Origin of the sequence: Meiothermus sp., from assembly GCF_026004075.1 — a bacterium.
Lineage (GTDB): Bacteria > Deinococcota > Deinococci > Deinococcales > Thermaceae > Meiothermus.
This window is the reverse complement of record NZ_BPIK01000001.1, coordinates 1,715,736-1,733,282: the sequence shown is the minus strand read 5'-3', so window position 1 is coordinate 1,733,282 and position 17,547 is coordinate 1,715,736. Positions and strand designations below refer to the sequence as shown.

At 59.4% G+C, this 17,547-nt stretch carries 18 protein-coding genes; 6 read left to right on the top strand and 12 right to left on the bottom strand.

Annotated elements, in window-relative coordinates; genetic code table 11:
* Nucleotides 1–50 precede the first annotated feature (50 nt).
* Together Q0X18_RS08410 and Q0X18_RS08405 are read left to right on the top strand one after the other, a co-directional pair.
* Nucleotides 51–1,037 carry an iron ABC transporter substrate-binding protein gene (locus Q0X18_RS08410; RefSeq protein WP_297560940.1) on the top strand — a complete coding sequence of 329 codons (987 nt, stop codon included), beginning with the start codon at nt 51–53 and terminating at the stop codon, nt 1,035–1,037.
* Between the two features lie 301 nt (nt 1,038–1,338).
* Nucleotides 1,339–2,118, top strand: a complete 780-nt coding sequence (locus Q0X18_RS08405; protein WP_297560937.1) for an HAD family hydrolase — start codon at nt 1,339–1,341, stop codon at nt 2,116–2,118.
* Between the two features lie 166 nt (nt 2,119–2,284).
* Here the strand turns inward: Q0X18_RS08405 and lepB are convergent, their stop codons facing one another.
* Nucleotides 2,285–3,067 carry a signal peptidase I gene (lepB, locus tag Q0X18_RS08400; RefSeq protein WP_297560935.1) on the bottom strand — a complete coding sequence of 261 codons (783 nt, stop codon included), beginning with the start codon at nt 3,065–3,067 and terminating at the stop codon, nt 2,285–2,287.
* Nucleotides 3,068–3,240: 173 nt separating this feature from the next.
* A complete protein-coding gene (locus Q0X18_RS08395; protein ID WP_297560933.1) occupies nt 3,241–3,984 on the bottom strand; it encodes a patatin-like phospholipase family protein in 744 nt (247 codons plus the stop codon).
* A gap of 330 nt (nt 3,985–4,314) precedes the next feature.
* Here Q0X18_RS08395 and Q0X18_RS08390 point away from each other — a divergent pair, with 330 nt between their 5' ends.
* Nucleotides 4,315–5,139 carry a serine/threonine-protein kinase gene (locus Q0X18_RS08390; RefSeq protein WP_297560930.1) on the top strand — a complete coding sequence of 275 codons (825 nt, stop codon included), beginning with the start codon at nt 4,315–4,317 and terminating at the stop codon, nt 5,137–5,139.
* Between the two features lie 3 nt (nt 5,140–5,142).
* Here the strand turns inward: Q0X18_RS08390 and hemW are convergent, their stop codons facing one another.
* Complete coding sequence (hemW, locus tag Q0X18_RS08385) at nt 5,143–6,249, bottom strand: radical SAM family heme chaperone HemW (RefSeq protein ID WP_297560928.1); 1,107 nt, start codon at nt 6,247–6,249, stop codon at nt 5,143–5,145.
* A gap of 341 nt (nt 6,250–6,590) precedes the next feature.
* Between hemW and Q0X18_RS08380 the strand changes: the two genes are divergently transcribed.
* From Q0X18_RS08380 to Q0X18_RS08370, 3 genes are all read left to right on the top strand, one after another.
* Nucleotides 6,591–7,082 (top strand): roadblock/LC7 domain-containing protein, encoded by a 492-nt coding sequence (locus tag Q0X18_RS08380; RefSeq protein ID WP_297560925.1) that lies wholly within the window; start codon nt 6,591–6,593, stop codon nt 7,080–7,082.
* Between the two features lie 2 nt (nt 7,083–7,084).
* Entirely contained in the window at nt 7,085–7,675 is a 591-nt protein-coding gene (locus Q0X18_RS08375; protein ID WP_297560922.1) for an ATP/GTP-binding protein, read from the top strand.
* A gap of 475 nt (nt 7,676–8,150) precedes the next feature.
* Nucleotides 8,151–8,576 carry a YbaN family protein gene (locus Q0X18_RS08370; RefSeq protein ID WP_297560920.1) on the top strand — a complete coding sequence of 142 codons (426 nt, stop codon included), beginning with the start codon at nt 8,151–8,153 and terminating at the stop codon, nt 8,574–8,576.
* A gap of 93 nt (nt 8,577–8,669) precedes the next feature.
* Here the strand turns inward: Q0X18_RS08370 and Q0X18_RS08365 are convergent, their stop codons facing one another.
* The 9 genes from Q0X18_RS08365 to Q0X18_RS08325 form a co-directional block, all read right to left on the bottom strand.
* Complete coding sequence (locus Q0X18_RS08365) at nt 8,670–9,221, bottom strand: hypothetical protein (protein WP_297560917.1); 552 nt, start codon at nt 9,219–9,221, stop codon at nt 8,670–8,672.
* A gap of 8 nt (nt 9,222–9,229) precedes the next feature.
* Nucleotides 9,230–10,609 (bottom strand): TetR family transcriptional regulator, encoded by a 1,380-nt coding sequence (locus Q0X18_RS08360; RefSeq protein WP_297560915.1) that lies wholly within the window; start codon nt 10,607–10,609, stop codon nt 9,230–9,232.
* A 64-nt stretch (nt 10,610–10,673) separates the two neighbouring features.
* Nucleotides 10,674–11,168 carry a crossover junction endodeoxyribonuclease RuvC gene (ruvC, locus tag Q0X18_RS08355; protein WP_297560913.1) on the bottom strand — a complete coding sequence of 165 codons (495 nt, stop codon included), beginning with the start codon at nt 11,166–11,168 and terminating at the stop codon, nt 10,674–10,676.
* A 30-nt stretch (nt 11,169–11,198) separates the two neighbouring features.
* Nucleotides 11,199–12,263 (bottom strand): cell division protein FtsZ, encoded by a 1,065-nt coding sequence (ftsZ, locus tag Q0X18_RS08350; protein ID WP_297560911.1) that lies wholly within the window; start codon nt 12,261–12,263, stop codon nt 11,199–11,201.
* A gap of 47 nt (nt 12,264–12,310) precedes the next feature.
* Complete coding sequence (gene ftsA / locus Q0X18_RS08345; protein WP_297560909.1) at nt 12,311–13,576, bottom strand: cell division protein FtsA; 1,266 nt, start codon at nt 13,574–13,576, stop codon at nt 12,311–12,313.
* A complete protein-coding gene (locus Q0X18_RS08340; RefSeq protein WP_297560905.1) occupies nt 13,573–14,202 on the bottom strand; it encodes an FtsQ-type POTRA domain-containing protein in 630 nt (209 codons plus the stop codon). Before Q0X18_RS08340 ends, ftsA begins: the two co-directional genes overlap by 4 nt.
* A 99-nt stretch (nt 14,203–14,301) precedes the next feature.
* Nucleotides 14,302–15,135, bottom strand: coding sequence for a UDP-N-acetylmuramate dehydrogenase (locus Q0X18_RS08335; protein ID WP_297560902.1), 834 nt, complete (start codon nt 15,133–15,135; stop codon nt 14,302–14,304).
* Nucleotides 15,132–16,505, bottom strand: a complete 1,374-nt coding sequence (murC, locus tag Q0X18_RS08330) for a UDP-N-acetylmuramate--L-alanine ligase (RefSeq protein WP_297560899.1) — start codon at nt 16,503–16,505, stop codon at nt 15,132–15,134. The genes Q0X18_RS08335 and murC overlap by 4 nt, the downstream gene beginning before the upstream one ends.
* Nucleotides 16,502–17,536, bottom strand: coding sequence for a glycosyltransferase (locus Q0X18_RS08325; protein ID WP_297560896.1), 1,035 nt, complete (start codon nt 17,534–17,536; stop codon nt 16,502–16,504). Before Q0X18_RS08325 ends, murC begins: the two co-directional genes overlap by 4 nt.
* Nucleotides 17,537–17,547: the final 11 nt, after the last annotated feature.

The window sequence follows — 17,547 nt, the reverse complement described above, 5'->3', positions numbered from 1 at the left end:
ACTCAGCCTCGAGCCGAAACGGCTTGAAAGGCAGTCCCAGGAGGAAGATAGTGCGCAGATATCCTGTTCTAGCAACCGTTTTGCTGGCTGTACTGAGCCTGGCTCAGGCCCAACAACAAAGTCTCACCATTTATACAGGCCGCGGGCAAGGGCTGGTCGAGCCGTTGGTGAAGCAGTTTGAGGCCGAGACCGGCATTAAAGTCAACGTGCGCTACGGGCGCGACGCCGAGATTCTGGCTGCCCTCCAGGAAGAGGGCCGCCGCAGCCCAGCCGATGTTTTCTGGGCCAATACTGCCGGGGCCCTGGGAGTGGCTTCCGAGCGGGGACTTTTGGTGCGCTTGGGCGACTCCATCACGCGTATCCCCAGCCACTTCGTACCGGCCAGCCGCCTTTGGGTACCCCTGACCATTCGCTTGCGGGTCTTGGCCTACAACCCCAGCCGGGTCAAGCCAGAAGACCTGCCCAAGAGCATTATGGATCTCCCTAAGCTCACCCAGTACAAAGGGCGCATTGGTTGGACACCAACCTACAGCAGTTTCCAGGACATGATTGCGGCCATGGTTGCGCAGTATGGCGAGGCCCGCACACGGCAGTGGATTTCCGAGATGAAGGCCCTCGAGCCTAAATCTTACGCCTCCAACCCGGCCATGATGGAGGCTATTCGTGCAGGCGAGATTGACCTGGGCTCTACCAACCACTACTACATCCAACGCTATGTGCGGGCGGGCCAGCCCATAGCTACCTACTACTTTGCCGATGGCGACGTGGGCGGCTTGGCTTTGATTACCGGCGCTGGCATTCTCAAAACCAGCAAGAACCCGGCCTCGGCCAACCGTTTCTTGCTGTGGTTGCTTTCGCCCAAAGGGCAGCAGTTCTTTGCCAGCGAGATCATCGAGTACCCGGTGACTAAGGGCGTTGTGCTCACCTCGAGCTTGCTCCCTATCAACCAAGCGGTGGCTAAGAGCCCCAAAGTAGACTTTGAAAAGCTACCCCTCGATACTGCGCTCAAGTTGTTGCGCGAGGCTGGCTTGCTATAAAGCCCTATTTGGCTACTTTGAAGACCAGCTGATGCGAGCAGCATCGGCTGGTTTGCTTTTGAGATAGCATGTATTTGTAGGGATTAAGCAGGCTGGCGGCCCTGGGGATCTCTGGTTGAATCAGCCATAGCCAGAGCTGGGAGACAGTTTTCTCTTACAGCACATCGGTAAAAAGCTCAAGCCAGCTACCCAGGAGCAGGTTCCATTCGTGCGCTACCCCAATGGATTGCATTTGCAGCAGCCGGTTTGCCGAGTGGCCTTTTTGCGTCGCACGCTTGAAGAGTTGGTATAGGATTGTGGGGTGATTCGTGCTGTCCTTTTCGACCTCGACGAAACCCTGATTCTGGATCACCCGGTCTCGTTGCATGCCCTGCGAAGCTGTGCCTTTTATGCAGCCTCCTGGTACAGCCTGGACATCCCCCGCCTTATTCAGGATGCCGAGGAAGCCACGGTGCGGCTGTGGAAAGCCTCGCCGGTATTTGACTATACCCAACGCATCGGTCACAGCGCAGGGGAGGGGTTGTGGGCGCGCTACGAGACCCAGACCCACCCGGCCCTAAAAATCCTGCACGACTGGGCCCCTTCTTTCCGTGTGGCCGTGTGGAACGAGGCCCTGGCCCAACAGAACGTCCACGACGACGCTCTTAGCGAAGCCCTAGCCCACCGCTATTTGAGCGAGCGGCGGCTCTACCCGCGTTATCCCGAGATTGACGAGCTGCTCAAGGCTCTTTCGAACTACAATCTGGGCATCGTTACCAATGGCGTGCCCGATTTGCAGCGAGAGAAGCTCGAGGGCTTTGGCTTGCTGGATCGCTTCCAGGCCGCAGTAATTTCGGGGGAGCTCGATACTGGCAAACCCGAGCGGGGTATCTTTGAACACATCTGCAATATGCTGGAAGTCGAGCCTTCAGCGTGTGTGATGGTAGGCGATAACCCCGAGCGCGACGTAGCTGGTGCGGTAGCAGCCGGGATGAAGTCGGTATGGGTCGAGCGCGGCTTCAGGGCCAAAAACCCCCAGTACCCCGCCGACCTCGAGGTCTCCAACCTGCTCCAGATGCTTCCCTGGCTGAAAGCGCTATGATACCGGATTCGGCTCATTCGCTGCAGTGAGGTGTGTGCCCTGCTTCGAAAAGCTCAGCAACCGCAGTAAGATTTTTTGCTCGAAGACTGCTTTTTTGAGCCCGGCGTTAGAGCTGTTTGTTTGCCGATTGTCTTAGGTATTATAGCTATCATGCGGCCATACAGCGCTACAAGCCCTTGAAACCTTCAGGGATATCCAGGCCGCGGATACGGTTTAGGGGCCACCAGACAGCATTGGCCCGACCAGCAATTGCAGCGGTAGGCACCGGGCCAAAGGTGCGCGAATCCTCCGAGCCCCCAAAGGTGCGGTTGTCGCCCATCACAAAGTAATAGCCGGGCTTGAGCTTGAGCGACCCGGTAAAGCAATGCTCGCCTGTTCGGCTTTTTTCTAAGTCTTCAGGGCTAGGGGGTGTCAGCATCTCGAGGGTAGGCTTGAGATAGTCGGGTAATGTATCTGGGGTAAAACGCACCTGCTGCTGGGTATATAAAGCAGTCAAACGTTCATTTTCGTAGCACACTAAGGGATAGCTATCGGGGTACGGATTAAGGGAAGCGGTGATATGGACTTCGTTAATAGGCTGGCCATTAATGTAAACCACGCCCTCTCGCAGGCTTACTTCGTCTCCTGGAAGACCAATGATGCGCTTGATGAAAAAAGCCCGAAACTGAAAACCCAACACTGGAAATTGAGCCACCGCATTGGGCGTTCCTTCGGGGGGCTTGACGATGGCTATCTCGCCCCGCCGCCACTGCATTAGTCCAAAGCGCACCAGCCAGGTCTCGTACTTGGGCACGAACACCCGCTCACCGTTGAGCAGCGTGGGATTCATCGAGCTACCGACCACGCCCACTGTTGTAAACACGAACGTAGTAACCAGAAAAGCCAGTAAAAGCGCTTCGCCTACCTGGCGAAACCATTCTTTGAAGAGGTAGTCCAAAAACCTGTACATCGCAAAAGTTCCTTTCGTCGCGGCTACTGCCCGGCCCATAGCATAACGCACACCCGACAGGATTGGCCCGAAAAGTCGGCTTGATTTGCGAATTTGGTATTGGACACGGGATGAAGCAGCTCGAGGCCAGGGGCTTTCGTGTGCGCCATGCTCGCTTCCCCTATAGCGGCGAACTAAAACCTGAGCTGGGTTTGAGCAGCTGCTTTGCGGCCAGCCTCGACAATTTCCTCGAGTCGCCCAAATTGCTCGATGCCAACTCCAGGCAGTTCGGGACGAATATAAAGCTCGGGTGGATATAGCGAGCGGCGCGCTGCGGTTAGGTGGTTTTGCATAATGTCGATGGCCCTTCGCACCTGCCCGATAGACGAGCGTGGAACCCCAGGTAAGCGTATCTCCGGGGTTACGTCTACGGCCAGTACGTATCTGGCTCGCATAAAGCGGGCGGCGTCTACAGGCAAATTGTCAAGCACGCCGCCATCCACATAGGTTCGGCCCTCAAAGGGTACCGGGGCTATCAGGCCAGGGTAGGCGGCAGAGGCTAGCACAGCCCCGGTCAGGTCGCCTTCCGAGAAGTAGGCCAGCCGGCCAGCCTCGAGGTCTACCGCCGTCACCACCAGCCTTTTTGAAAGCTGCTCGAACCTTGTGGGCAGGTGTCTGGCCAGAAATTCCCTCAGGCCCCGCTGGGATATGAGCCCTGGACGAGGAACCAGATCCAGCAGGCGCAACCAGGGTGTTGAACGGGCAATTTCGAGGATCTCCGGGGGTTTTTTGCCTGAGGCGTAGAGTGCTCCTACGACCGCCCCCATGCTGGTGCCAGCAACTACCTCGGCTTCAAACCCCTGGGCCTCGAGCACCTCAAGCACCCCAATATGGGCGAGCCCCCTGGCACCACCCCCAGATAGCACTAGACCACGCATGTAGTAACCTCCTTAGCAGGAATTCTAAGCTGAGCAGATTCGTTTTTGCCGGGCCTTCTTTAAGCACGATCTTGTAAAGCCTGGCCAGCTTCAAAAGATGGCGTACTTCTTATACGCATTTCGGTAGTATCGTTCACTTTGACAAGCCTAAACGATACTACCGAAATGCTTTTCTACTCCCTTCGGTCGGCTTGAATCCTTCACCTCTGACTGCGCAGGGCGCTGAAGGATTCAAGCGGAAAGGGTATTATACCGAGCTTGTTATTTGCTTATTCTATTTCGTCTACGGCGGTCAATTAACCCCAAGCGCCAGACAAAATCGGTATAGTGATGGTTGTGGGGTTAGCCGGAATTACCTTGGAAGGCCGCTACAAGGTCGTCCGACCGATTGCCCGTGGGGCGTTGGCGACGGTGTACCTGGCCTTCGATATACACGGCACCCCCTATGCGCTGAAGGTTTTTCCCAAGGGTTTCGAGGGGCGGGCTGACCGCGAATGGAAGGTGGGTCAGCGGCTCAAGCACCCGCGCATCAACCCTGTTCTAGCACGCCTGGCTGTGCCGCACGATGGCGGCGAAAATCCGGCAGTGCTGCTAGCTTTTGCTCCCGGTAGCCGTATGTCGGAGTGGCGAAAGGGCAACCCTGCAAAGGTGCTGGTGGTTTTCAGGCATCTACTTGAGGCCCTTGCGCACATGCACGCTCAGAATTTGGTTCACCGCGATGTCAAGCCGGATAACCTTGTGGTAGACGGGACTGGAGAGGCCCGCCTGGTAGATTTTGACCTGTCTGGCCCAGAGAGCGAGCGTTTTAGCCAGAGGGTTCGCTTGGGCACCATAGCCTACATTGCCCCAGAACAAATTCGTGGGCAATCACCCACTGCGGCATCGGACATGTACTCGGCTGGTATTCTGCTGTACTGGGCCGTTGCCGGTGAATTGCCTTTTGTGGGTGAGCCAGTCGAGGTGATGAATGCCCACCTTAACCTTGCCCCACCACCCCTGGTGGCCGCACCGGATACCGGCCTGATTGTTACCGCAGAACTACAGAGCTTCCTGGATCGCCTTATTTCCAAGGATATACGTCAGCGCTACCCGAATGCCCTCGAGGCCCTGCGCGACTTTGAGGCCCTGAATATTTCCTTAATGCAGTCGGGCTGAGGGCTACCCATGCAACGCTTTTGCCTCCAGTGCGTCCCAAAGACGCAAGATAATGGGATGAAGGGTGCTTAGGTCAGTTGCTCGAATTCTCTTTTGCTGTACCTCCAGAAGCCCATTGCGGTACAAGGCCTGCACTGCGGGCTCCAGGGCATGCCATAGGTTCATTTCACACCGCTGCTCGATTTGCCCGATGTCCACTCCCTGAGCCAGCCGCAAGCCCAACATGATGGATTCTTTGATGTGCTCGAGCTTCGAGACTTGCTCTATCAAAGGCCCCTCGCCCTGTAACCAGCGCGGTAGAGGGGGGTTGGTATATCGGAAGGCGTAGGTATCACGCCCGGCAAGCTGCCCGGTGGCTCCAGGCCCAACTCCCCCCCAGAAGGTGTTGCGCCAGTAGGCCAGGTTGTGCCGGCTTTCCTGGCCGGGACGAGCGAAGTTAGAAACCTCGTAGCGCACCAGACCGGCCTGCCCCAGCACCGTTTGAGCCAGCGCGAAAGCCTGGGCCTCAGCGTCCGGGTCGGGCGCGAGATCCGTCAAGGAAAAGGGCGTTCCGGGCTCGATTTGTAGGGTGTAAGCCGAAATGTGCTCCACGCCCAGGGCCACTGCTTGCGTGAGATCGGCCTCCACATTCTGTTCGGGGAGGCCCAGAATTAGGTCTAAAGAGGTGCGGAAACCGGCCTCGAGGCATAGCTCTACTGCCCGTAGCGCGCCTTTACGCCCATGGGCGCGGCCCAGGGCCTTGAGCACGGTATCCTGAAAACTCTGCACCCCCAGGGAAATGCGGTTGACCCCTAAGTCGCGCAGCAGGCGGAGGCGCTCGGCGTTGAGTGTGCCGGGGTTGGCCTCGAGGGTGACCTCGGCCCCCTCGAGGCCCCAAGGCAGGGCGCGAAAAAGCGCCTCCAGCTCGTGGTCGCGTAAGAAGCTGGGGGTACCCCCGCCCAGATAAAGCGTTTCCAGCGGGCCCGGGTATTGCTCAAAAAGAACCTGAGCCTCCTGAGCTAAACGCTCTAAATAGACTTCTACCACCCCACCATGCCGACGAACTACGTGAAAATCGCAGTAGGGGCAGATGGTAGGGCAGAATGGGACGTGAACGTACAGGTGCTTCAAGTCTAGGCCCCCAGTCCAGTTTAGTGCCTTGGTGTATAGATCTGTTCTTTGTATGCTGGGCTAAAAAAGCCGTCATCAAATCTTAGAGGCTATCTATTTGAACCCTTTTTGAACCCTATGATGATTAGCTTGCCGAAACAAGGCATGCCCCTCGCTTGGCTCGACGGAGAAAACGCTTTTCTACCAAGGAGTGTTATTGTGTTCTGCTATGCGGTGGCTCCGGCTGGGCTATTTCGCCACCATTCGGTGGCGGCTCACCCGAGGCTGGCATTAGAACCTTGCCAACTCAGCGTAATTCATCACAGGGATAGACGCCTCATGCATGTTACACTGGGCCCATTATGGTTGAGCCTGCCATCGCACTCTTTGGGGGCGCCTACGAAAAGGCTGCACACGTCCTCGAGGAGCTGCTCCGTGAGAGCGGGGCCCGCTACGTGCTGCTGCTTGACCGGAAGGGTTTCGTACTTGCACACAAAGAAGCCTTGTGGGCACCTCGGCCCCCTGCTTTGGACTCGCTCGCAACCCTAATTGCCGGTAACGCAGCCGCTACCCAAGCTTTGGCCAAAATGCTGGGTGAGCCTCGTTTCAACGAACTTTTGCATCAGGGTGCTACCTACGGCCTCTACGCCGAAGAAGTGGGCGAGCTGGCCCTACTGGTCATCATCTTCGATAACTCGGCCCCGGTCGGACGGATTAAGCTGTTTGGTAAGCGGGCCGCACAGTCGCTCGAGGTCATCACCCAAGACGCTTTGGTTCAGCCCGGAACCCTTGGAATTGACCACGAGTACCGCGATGGGGCCAGCGCCCTTTTGGACGAACTATTTGGTAACTAACTATGAGCACGATCAACTTTGCCGCCCGGGAAATCAACTTCAAAATTGTTTACTACGGCCCCGGTATGTCCGGTAAGACCACCAACCTCAAATGGGTTTTCCAGCAGGTGCCGCAAAACCGCAAAGGCGAGATGGTTTCACTGGCTACCGAAGACGAACGCACCCTGTTTTTCGACTTTTTACCGGTGGACTTGGGTGAGGTAAAGGGCTTTAAAACCCGCTTTCACCTCTATACTGTGCCGGGTCAGGTGTTTTACAACGCCAGCCGCAAGCTAATTTTGCGGGGCGTAGACGGCATTGTATTTGTGGCCGACTCGGCCCCTAACCGTCTGCGGGCCAATGCCGAGTCTATGCGTAACCTGCGCGAGAACCTAGCGGAGTACGGCATTAAGGTAGAAGATATCCCCATTGTGCTCCAGGCCAACAAGCGCGACGCCCCGGACGCCCTGCCGGTTGAGATGATTCAGGCGGTGATAGACCCTGAGATGCGCCTGCCTATCTTTGAGGCTATTGCTACCAACGGTACAGGGGTTTTCGAAACCCTAAAGGCTGTAAGCCGCCAGGTGCTCGCCCGTGTTGCGGCAGCTAGTTAGTTCACAGTCAACCGCTGGCAGCCGGTCGGTGTGTGCGTGGAATCCTAGCTGTTTTCACAAGGTGCGGGAGCCGCAGCCCTTAACTAACCGACCTGTGGGGATCGGCCGAGCCTCTCCTGGTTAAAGCTGCCAGCTGCGAACCCAAGAACCAGAAGAAGCGATACTCTGTGGCCTGGACGGGTGGTTTCTATTTTCCAAAGCGGTTCGGTACTTTCGGGTGTTCTGCGGGTACTTGACCCGCTGCGCTGTCGCCAGAATGCTCGTTCGCCGGCTGCCCAGGGCCATCAGGCTGCTTTGACAAGCTTATCAACCACATCAACATCCGGTTTTCCCACTCGTGCTCGGTCTTCCGGTATCTTGGGATCTGGGTTAGGCGCAGTAGGGGGCTGGGCACATGTATTGGGGTCACAGGCTTTTATAGCTAAAGCCTAGTACATTTATCCCCACTGCTTTTTTGGCATACTATCTAAAAGCTATGAAGCCGCCTATCAACCCCTTACAGCCCCTTTGGCTTTCCCTCGGATTTTTCTTTGCAGGTCTGGGCTTTGTCGGCGCGGTGGTGCCTGGGATGCCCTCTACGGTGTTTTTTATCTTGGCTGCGTACTTTTTTTCCAGAAGTAGCCAGCGCTTCCTCAACTGGATACTTAACCTACCCAAGGTGGGGCCCATTGTGCGGGATTACCGCAACGGACTTGGAATGTCGCGGCGGGCCAAGATTTTCGCACTCTGCATGCTGAGTTTTTTTGCACTAACAAGCGCTATTTTCTTTATCCCGGTATTCTGGGCTAAGGTGCTGGTCTTATTGATTGGGGTGGTGGGTTTTTGGTTTATTCACAGCCGTATCCCGACCAAGGAAATCGTGTTGGCTCGCCGCCAGATAGGTGAAAGCCCAGTCAACTAGCGCCGACGTACTGCTCCGGGAATACTGGGGGGTACTTGGATACCCCCCAGCGTGCTTGATGCCAGACCCGGTGGCTTGCCACCAAACCTGACGCTATTTGATCACAGCAAAGGGCCGCCCGGTTACTTTTGCCTCTGCAGCGCTAAGATCGAAACGGCCTCCGTTGCTATTGGCCTCGACCCGAATGGCAATTCGGAAAGATCCGGACTTGATGATATTGAATGCCACGCTGTTTTCGGATGCACTCAGGCTTACTGTGGTCGAAATGTTCTGGCTTTGCCCAGCCGCAACGTTGAAGCTGGTGTTGCCCAGGCCCACATCTCCGCCAGAGTTGTCGTTGAGGTTGGTGTCGCTTTCGGGAGCCAGCCGGATCTCATAGCTTCCGGTCATGGGGATGGCACCGGTGTTGGTCAGGCTGCCCTGAATAGAAATCTGGCCTCGCTCAAGGATATCTAGTGCTATAGGCAGTGGTACTAACTGGCCCTCGAGGCCAGGATACACCACCAGGTAATAGCCGGAGGGGATGTTGAGGCTGCGCTGGTTTTGCGGGATAAAGCTGAGGATATCAAACTTGAAGGTGTAGCGGGTGCTGGCGCTGCACCCGACCAGGAGTAGTAGCAATAGGGTGATGATGAGTCTGGGCATGGTGCACCTCAAAAGTTGAAACCAAGGCTCAGAGCGATGCCGAACACAGTATTGCCTACGATGGGGGCGCGGTGGGTGGTGAGAGCAGTGTCCAGACTGAACCCGGGGCCTACGAAGCCTGCTCCCAGTCCGAAGCGGAAGCCATTGTCGAAGCCCAGTCCAGCACGCAAGCGGGTGGGCCCCAAGCTGTACTCGCCGCCAACCCGGCCGTACAGGCTACCCTCGTAACCCAGGTCGCCCCCTACCATCAGCGAGCCGGTCTCGAGGGGTACTTGCGTGGCAGCGTTGAGGAAGAAGGCAGGTACGAAGCCAATGCTGCTGCGCTCACCCGGGGCCGAGGTGGGGTTCATGGATGAGCCGCTCCACTGGAGCTCGGTGCCGGTCCAGTGGGTATAGCCAAGGGCGTTGCGAATACCCAGCCCCACCGTGGTGCCTTGCACTTCCATAACCACTCCTAGGTCGGCCCGGACGCCAAAGCCGCTGCCACTGCCGGGGATGGTGTAGAAGGCTGTACCTCTGTATACCGGCGGCTGGTTGGGGTCGATTCGCCCCTGAGCGTCGGTCTGAACCCCGATGCTCAGATTGCCCTCGAGGTAAGCCAGGCCATAAAAGGCCTCACCCCTGGTGCCCACATACAGCCTGGCCGACCCAAGATCGGGAATGGGTAGGTCGGGTAGGCGGGTGGCATAGCCAAACCCTACACTTATGCCGGCCTGCGCGCTTGTATCAAGGATTAGGGCGTACTCGGTATTGGATTGAAGCTGGTTGTTCCGCAAGGCCTGGCGCAAGTTATCGTTGGGCGAAAGACCCAGACCAAATCCCCCAGCATACAGGCCAAGGTCGAGGTAAAGATTGTTTTCTAGCGAGACCGGTATCCGAAACAGTGGGGCTGGGGTGAGGGCTTTGGTGCTGGCTACACCACTTGTGTTCCCCAGCCCCAGGTCGAGCGGTATAGGGTTGCCCTGGTAGTCGGTGATCTTGATGCCGGTAGCGTTAACCTCGATCTGGATTTCGGGATATCCAGTATTGGGGTTGATAAAGGCTTTTGAGGAGGCGGGGTTGATCAGAAATTCGTTCAGGTAGGTGAACTGGTCGTAGAAGGTAAGCAGGTCGAAGGGGCTGTTTTCGTTGGTGAGATTGGAAAGACCAGAGAAGGCAGGTAGCGGGCTACTTTCGGGGCGCAACAACAGGCCCAGCAGCCCCACCGGCAGCCGGAAGCCTTGATCTCTTCCATACTGACCTGCGGGATAGGCCGCGTAAGCTGGGTTGAGGTATGCGGCCTCGGGGCCGGGTAAAACCAGGCCAGCCATACCCAGGCTGCGCACACCCTGCGACAAAGCAGAACCACATATCAAGACAAAGACCATGACGCCAATTAGACGATTCATAGCAACAAACATTGTAGAGCGGGCCAGCTGCCAGCTTTGTTCATATCTGCATCCAGCGAGGTCTTTAACTCACGGGTTTGCCTGGTGCGAGCTTTTGATAAAAGCAGTGCGTTAGGGCAATAGCCAGGGCATCGGCCAGGTGGGTGGAGGTGGGGGGTTTTTTCAGGCCCAGCAGGGCCCGCACCATGTAGGCCACTTGCTGTTTGTCGGCCTGGCCCGTGCCCACCAGGGCTTGCTTGACTTTGGGGGGGGCATAACCATAGACCGGAATCTCGAGCTGGTCGGCCACCAGAAAGACCGCCCCCATGGCCCAGCCCACCTTGTAGGCCAGCTCGTTTTGCCGGTAAAAAAACTGCTCTTCTACAGCGACGGCTTGGGGACGATAGTTGATGGCGGCTTGGTAAACTGCGCGGTATAGCTTACCTACTCGGGCTGGAGCTGGTTCGCCGTGGGTGGTTTTGACCACCTCTGCATGCAGCATCCGGGTTTGCTTTCCGACCTGCTCCACCACACCCAGGCCCAGGTTGGTGATACCGGGGTCGATGCCTAAAACGATCATCGGGCTTGGGGCGTTGACCGGCCCTAGGCGCTAATTGCCTCGCTTGGGTGGGTAATCGCCATCACCATAGCGTATGAATGCGGGGATATCGAAGTTGCCAACGTCAACGTTGCTGGTGGGAAAGTCCATCGGTAGGCGCCCGCCGGGTTTGGCGACCACGGCGCTCTCATTAAAACCCGCAGCGATCAGAATTACCCGCATTTCGTCCTGGGCGCGGTTGTCATAGGTGAGGCCGTAGAGTACATCCACGTCTTCCATACCGGTGGCTTCCCGAATTTGCTCGACCACACTGCTGGCTTCCAAGAGCGAGATGTTCTCATCACCCACTACGTTGATAAGCAACTTGCGGGCCCCGTCCACCGAGCGGTCGAGCAAGGGGCTTTGGATGGCTGACTGGGCGGCCTCTTGCACTTTATTTTCGCCACGGCCTGCGCCAATGCCCATCAAGACCTGGCCAGCCCCGGTGAGCAGAGTGCGCACGTCGGCGAAGTCGAGGTTGATCTGGCCGGGCAGGTTAATTACATCGGTGATGCCCTTGACCCCGTGATAGAGCACCCGATCGGCAATCATGAAGGCATCCTTGGCCGAGACCTTTTTGTCCAGGGCCCCCAGCAGTCGGTCGTTGGAGATGACCACCATGGCGTCAACCTGTTCCCGTAGGCGCTTGATGCCCTCTTCGGCAGCCCGCAGGCGACGGGGGCCCTCCCAGGAGAAGGGACGGGTGACCACCCCAACCGTGAGAGCGCCCAGGCTCTTGGCGATTTGCGCTACCACAGGTGCGCTGCCCGTGCCGGTTCCACCGCCCATCCCTGCGGTGATGAAGACCATATCGGCGCCCTCGAGGTACTCGCTCACCAGCTCCTCGGCCTCCTGGGCAGCCTTTTCGCCGATTTCGGGGTTGGCGCCGGCACCCAGACCCCGTGTAAGCTTGTCGCCCAATTGGATGCGTACTTCGGCCAGGCTGGTGGCCAGTACCTGCGCGTCGGTATTGGCCGCAATAAACTCAACGCCGGTCAGGCCCGATTCAATCATGCGATTGATTGCGTTGTTGCCTGCGCCGCCAAGGCCGATAACTTTAATCTGTACGTCACCCATAATCTCTCCTGGTGTTATTGCACTAGACTACTTTACCAATACAAAAGCTAAAAGAAGTTTTTGAACATCCCTTTGAGTCGCTCCCAGAGCCCACTGGCACTCTCGGTGTTGAGCAGGGGCTTGCTGGTCTGGCTGGCCTTGCTACGACTGGGCCGGTGGCTGCGGACAGGGTGGGATTGAGCAGCCAGGCTGGCAGCGTGGCGCACCAGGCCCACAGCGGTGGCGTGGGTAGGGGAGGCCACCACGTCGGTCAGACCCTGCACGCCAATGGGTTTTCCCAGTCGCACCGGCAGGTTGAACTGCTTGCGGGCCAGCTCCTCCAAACCGCGCACCATGCTGGTGCCGCCGGTTACAATTACCTTACCCACAGTAATTTCCAGAGGTCCCAGGGCTTCGTCCACGCTCTGGCGGGCCAGATGCAGGATTTCACGCAGACGTGGACGGATGATGCGGGCTAGGTCGGGGGCCTGGTAGGAGATCTGGGCAGAGCCTTCTTGGCTGACCTCTAGCACCAGCTCGGGGTCGGCCAGCTCGGGCAGGGCCGCGCCGTACTTTTTGGCCACCCGCTCGGCTTCCTCCACCGGGATTTGCAGCAGCTTGGCGATGTCCTGCGAGACGTGGTCGCCGCCCAGGGGAATCACCGCTGAGTGGGCCAGCCGCCCCTGGCGGAAGACCGCCACATCGGTGGTGCCCCCACCGATATCCACCAGCATGACGGTCATGGTGAGTTCTTCGGGCGAGAGTACCGCCAGTCCTGAGGCATAGGCTTGCAGCACCAGGCCCTGTAGCTCCAGGCCAGCATCCTCCACGGCCTTGCGCAGGTTGGTGAGGGGGCCTTTGCTACCAGCTACAAGGTGGACGTCAACCTCGAGGCGTACCCCGGCCATGCCGATGGGGTCGCGAATGCCCTCCTGGCCATCTACCCGAAACTCCAGCGGTAGAGCATGGATGAGCTCATAGTCGCCCTCGAAGGGATAAGCCTTGGCCTGCTCGATGGCCCGTTCTACATCGGTGGCGGTGATTTGCTGGCCCCGCCGGATAGCAGCCAGCCCGTGGCTGGTTACGCTACGCACATGGGCCCCAGCCACCCCCACCCAGACCTGCTCGGCTTTGACCCCGGCCACTCGTTCGGCCTGGAAAATGGCCTGACGGATGGACTCGGTGGTGCGCTCGAGGTTGGTGACCACCCCACGCTTGAGCCCCTGAGAAGGTACCGTACCCTCCCCAATAATGTCCAGGATACCGTCCGAAGACAGTTCACCGATGACCGCAGTCACTTTGGTGGTTCCAACGTCTAAACCTACAAGAATCATCGGCGAGCACTCACCCCCCAAGAATACACGTATACAGGGCCATCCGACCCAACAGCGGGGTGCGCAAGTACAGGGCTTGCGTCACTTTTGCCTATTCTGCGGACTTTGGCCCAATCTTGCAACTCTTTGACGCTTCGACCCCAGACATTAAGTCTTTCACCCAAGACCTGATAACCCCCCACATCGTAGCGGATTTGCTTTGCACCAGGGAAAGTTTGAACCAACTGCAACAGGTCGTCCAAGGGAATTTCGCCCCGACCCACAAGCAGTGGGGTTTGGGGTGGGGCATCGGGCAGCAGGACGCCATCTGGGCTCAGCCCCAGGCGCCTATTGTCGAGCAGGATGTTGGCAACTGAACTGCGCTCTTGCAGCACAATGCGAAGCCGCCCTGGCGCAGGGCGCTCGAGGGTAGCCGAAAGCACCCAGGGGTTATCCAGTAAAGGCCTAAGCTTGAAGGGCCAGGCCCAAAGCCAGGGTTCGCCTGGTCTCAGACCGGTGATCTTTTGGATATGGGTGGAGGAGAGCTGCTTGTTACCCACCACTTCGATCTGCTCGACAGGCAACACCACCCGCGAGCCAACCCCCAGGGTAGCCAGCAGCAAAGCCGCGAGCAGGGCTCTAACCATGTCCACCCCCCTGTGGGCGTACGGCACGCTGTGCACGGGAGCCTGGATGCACAAACCTAACTGTTGCGCTTTCCCATTCACTTGTGTTCATGCGGTTTTTCATCGGCCCACCTCGGTACCTACGGCTATCTGGCCCCAAATTTCCCACTCGACCTCGAGCGGAAGCACTGCCTGCACTTTCCGGATGAGCGTGTACATCTCGGCGGCGGTGGCCCCACCCAGATTGACCAGGAAGTTGCCGTGCTCGAGGCTGATCATAGCCCGGCCGATGGTGGTTCCTTTGAGGCCGTTTGCATCAATCAGACGGCCCGCCGAGTCGCCGGGGGGGTTTTTGAAGGCACAGCCCGCGCTTTTCTTTTTGGGCTGGCCCTTGCGGGCGGCATCTACCAGGGCGATTTTGGCCTGTACGGCTTCTTGGGTGGAAGGGGTCAGTCGCAGCTTGACCCGGGTGACGATGCTACCCTCGGGCAGCTCGGAATGCCGGTAGCGGAAGCCCAGCTCCGAAGGGTGGTACACATGCAGTCTGCCGTCGTGGTAGAGCTCGACGAGCTCGAGGGCGTCGGCCATCTCGCCGAAGCGGGTGCCGGCGTTCATCTTGACCGCGCCCCCCACCTGGGCCGGAACCCCATGCAGGCCCTCGAGGCCGCTCAGGCCCAGCCGGGCCGAGGCCTGCAGGAGCGTGGGCACCAGGACGCCCGCGCCCACCCAGCCCGAGAGATCGGGGTTCCATTCGGCAAACTCGCCCGAGAGCCGGATGACCCGCTCGGGTACACCGTCATCCGAGACCAGCAGGTTGGAGCCGTTGCCCAGTACCCGGTAGGGGGCCTGGGTGGCCTTTTCCAGGTCGGCCAGGGTTTCCACAGTCCAGACCTCGGCCTCCCCCCCCACCCCGATGGTGGTGAGCTTGGCCAGAGGCAGACGGGCTACCTTCATACCGCCTCCTTTGGCTCGGCCAGCAGCCGCCCCAGCCTGGAGACGCTGCCCGCCCCGATGGTCAGGATCAGATCGCCCGGTGCGGCACTCTGGCGCAGGTAGCCCAGGGTATCGTCCCAGCTTTGGTACGAAGCCCGGCAGCCTTTGGCGCTGAGGTGCTCGAGCATGCGCTGGGCAATCTGGGCGCTGGTAAGCCGGAGGGGGGCCTCCCCGGCGGCGTAGACATCGAGGAGGAGAGTCTCGTCGGCTTGCTCGAGGGCCTGGGCGTACAGGGGCCATTCCTGCTCGCTGCGGCCATAGCGGTGGGGTTGGAAGACGGCCCGCACGCGCAGGCCGGTGTTGCGGGCAGCTTTGAGCAGCGCAAACAGCTTGGTGGCGTTGTGGGCGTAGTCGTCCACGATCAAAGCCCCGTTCAACTCGCCCACTTTTTCAAAGCGACGGCTGGCCCCGGTGTACTGGTAGAGGCCCTGCTGGATGGCCTCGAAGGGGATTCCGGCCACCAGCGCCGCCGCCGAGGCGGCCAGGGCGTTGGTGATGTTGTGTTCGCCGGGGACTTGCAGGCGCACCGGCCCCAGCACCTGACCCTGCCAGACCAGCTCGAAGCGGCTGCCGAAGGGTTCGAGGGCAATCTCTTTGGCGTGGCAGTCGCATGCCAAAAGCCCAAAGCTGCTGCGGGGACGGCCCTGGGTGAGCGCGTCCAGCAACTGCCAGCGGGGCTCGCCGTTGTAGATGATGTACCGGGCCCGGCCTGCAAAGGAGCGCACTGCATCCTGCAGGGCCTCGAAGGAGGTGTGGTAGTTGGGGCGGGCCTGTCCATCGGGTGAGACGTGGTCGGGCTCGAGGTTGGTAATCACCGCCACATCCAGCTCCAGAAAGCGGAACAATGGGTCGGACTCGTCCACTTCGGCAATCCGATACCGGCCCGAGCCCACCTTGGCGCTGCCGCCGATCAGGCCCAGCTCGGCCCCCAGCAGCACCGTGGGGTCGGTCTGGGCCGCCACAAAAATGCTCGCTAGCATGGAGGTGGTGCTGGTTTTGCCGTGCGAGCCGGTGACGCCCAGGCTATAACCGCCCCGCAGAATCTCGGCCACCACCTGAATCCGCCGCCAGACCGGCAGGCCCAGGGTCTGGGCGGTGGCCAGTTCGGGCTCGCTGTCCGGGATAGCGGTAGAGGCTACCAGCACGTCCACCCCTTCCAGATGCGCTGGGCTATGACCCTGGTAGACCCGGATACCTTCGCGCTCGAGTTGCCGGGTCAGGTCGGAGGGTTGGTGGTCGCAGCCGCTCACCATGTGCCCGTCCTTGCGCAGGATGCGGGCCAGCCCGCTCATGCTAATCCCGCCAATGCCCATCAGGTGATAATGCTTCACGCCGCCTCCAAAACAATCTGGGCCAGCCGCTCGGCTGCTCCGGCTGGCGACAACCTCTTGAGTTTATCGCGGATATTCGCCCGCGTGGAGGGGTCGAGCAAAGCATTAAGCTCGGCCTCGAACCGATCCCAGGAGTAAAGCAGCCGGGCCGCGCCCCGCTCGGCATAAAAGCCCACATTGGCCCACTGCGCGCCCCCGTCCAGGCTGCGGGGTAGCGGCACGCCCAGCACCGGTACCTGGTGGAAGGCGGCTTCTGCCATGGTGCCTGCCCCCCCGCGGGTGATGGCAAAGTCGGCGGCGCTCCAGGCCAGCGCACTGTCTAGGTAGCCCCGCACCAAGTAGTGGGGTCGCTCTTGGGCCTTGAGCTCAGCTTCCCAGCGCACCCCACACTGGTGAAGAACCTGCCATTTGCCCAGGAGGGGGTAAAGCCGCTGGGGCAGTTGTTCGTTGAGTTCCTTGCTGCCCTGGCTCCCACCCAGAATCAGAATGGTGGGGCGCGTGGGATCCAACCCCAGGGCCGCTCGAGCCTCGGCCTGGCTGTGTTTCTCCTCGCGCACCGGGTAACCTACCACCTGGGTTTTGGCGGCCAGCCGGGGTTCCAGTTGTATAGGCGTGGCGAGGGCAACCCGGCGGGCCAGCCGGGCCAGGATGCGGTTGGCCAGCCCCAGCTTGGCGTTTTGCTCGTGGATCACCATGGGAATGCCCAGCAGCGCGGCCACGAAAGCTACCGGAAATCCTGCGTAACCGCCCATGCTGAGCACGGCTTTGGGTTTTAACTCGCGCACTACCTGTCGAGCAGCCTGGAGGCCTTGCAAAACCTTGACCCCTTCTGCCGGGCGCAGGGCCTCACGTGAGAGCTTGCCAGCTGGGATAAGCCGGTAAGGCAGGCCGCTTTCGGGCAGCACACGGGCCTCGAGGCCCCCCAAAGCCCCCACGTAGGTGACTGGCTGGCCCGCATCTAACAGAGCCCTGGCCGCGGCCAGCCCTGGGTACAGGTGGCCGCCGGTGCCGCCCCCGGTAACGACTACCATGCACCTCCTTG

Bases quoted from the DNA above. Each gene is read 5' to 3' on its own strand.
- lepB (WP_297560935.1), bottom strand. From the start codon at position 3,067: ATGTACAGGTTTTTGGACTACCTCTTCAAAGAATGGTTTCGCCAGGTA.
- Q0X18_RS08395 (WP_297560933.1), bottom strand. From the start codon at position 3,984: ATGCGTGGTCTAGTGCTATCTGGGGGTGGTGCCAGGGGGCTCGCCCAT.
- Q0X18_RS08390 (WP_297560930.1), top strand. From the start codon at position 4,315: ATGGTTGTGGGGTTAGCCGGAATTACCTTGGAAGGCCGCTACAAGGTC.
- Q0X18_RS08380 (WP_297560925.1), top strand. From the start codon at position 6,591: ATGGTTGAGCCTGCCATCGCACTCTTTGGGGGCGCCTACGAAAAGGCT.
- Q0X18_RS08375 (WP_297560922.1), top strand. From the start codon at position 7,085: ATGAGCACGATCAACTTTGCCGCCCGGGAAATCAACTTCAAAATTGTT.
- Q0X18_RS08370 (WP_297560920.1), top strand. From the start codon at position 8,151: ATGAAGCCGCCTATCAACCCCTTACAGCCCCTTTGGCTTTCCCTCGGA.
- Q0X18_RS08365 (WP_297560917.1), bottom strand. From the start codon at position 9,221: ATGCCCAGACTCATCATCACCCTATTGCTACTACTCCTGGTCGGGTGC.
- Q0X18_RS08360 (WP_297560915.1), bottom strand. From the start codon at position 10,609: ATGAATCGTCTAATTGGCGTCATGGTCTTTGTCTTGATATGTGGTTCT.
- ruvC (WP_297560913.1), bottom strand. From the start codon at position 11,168: ATGATCGTTTTAGGCATCGACCCCGGTATCACCAACCTGGGCCTGGGT.
- ftsZ (WP_297560911.1), bottom strand. From the start codon at position 12,263: ATGGGTGACGTACAGATTAAAGTTATCGGCCTTGGCGGCGCAGGCAAC.
- ftsA (WP_297560909.1), bottom strand. From the start codon at position 13,576: ATGATTCTTGTAGGTTTAGACGTTGGAACCACCAAAGTGACTGCGGTC.
- Q0X18_RS08340 (WP_297560905.1), bottom strand. From the start codon at position 14,202: ATGGTTAGAGCCCTGCTCGCGGCTTTGCTGCTGGCTACCCTGGGGGTT.
- Q0X18_RS08335 (WP_297560902.1), bottom strand. From the start codon at position 15,135: ATGAAGGTAGCCCGTCTGCCTCTGGCCAAGCTCACCACCATCGGGGTG.
- Q0X18_RS08325 (WP_297560896.1), bottom strand. From the start codon at position 17,536: ATGGTAGTCGTTACCGGGGGCGGCACCGGCGGCCACCTGTACCCAGGG.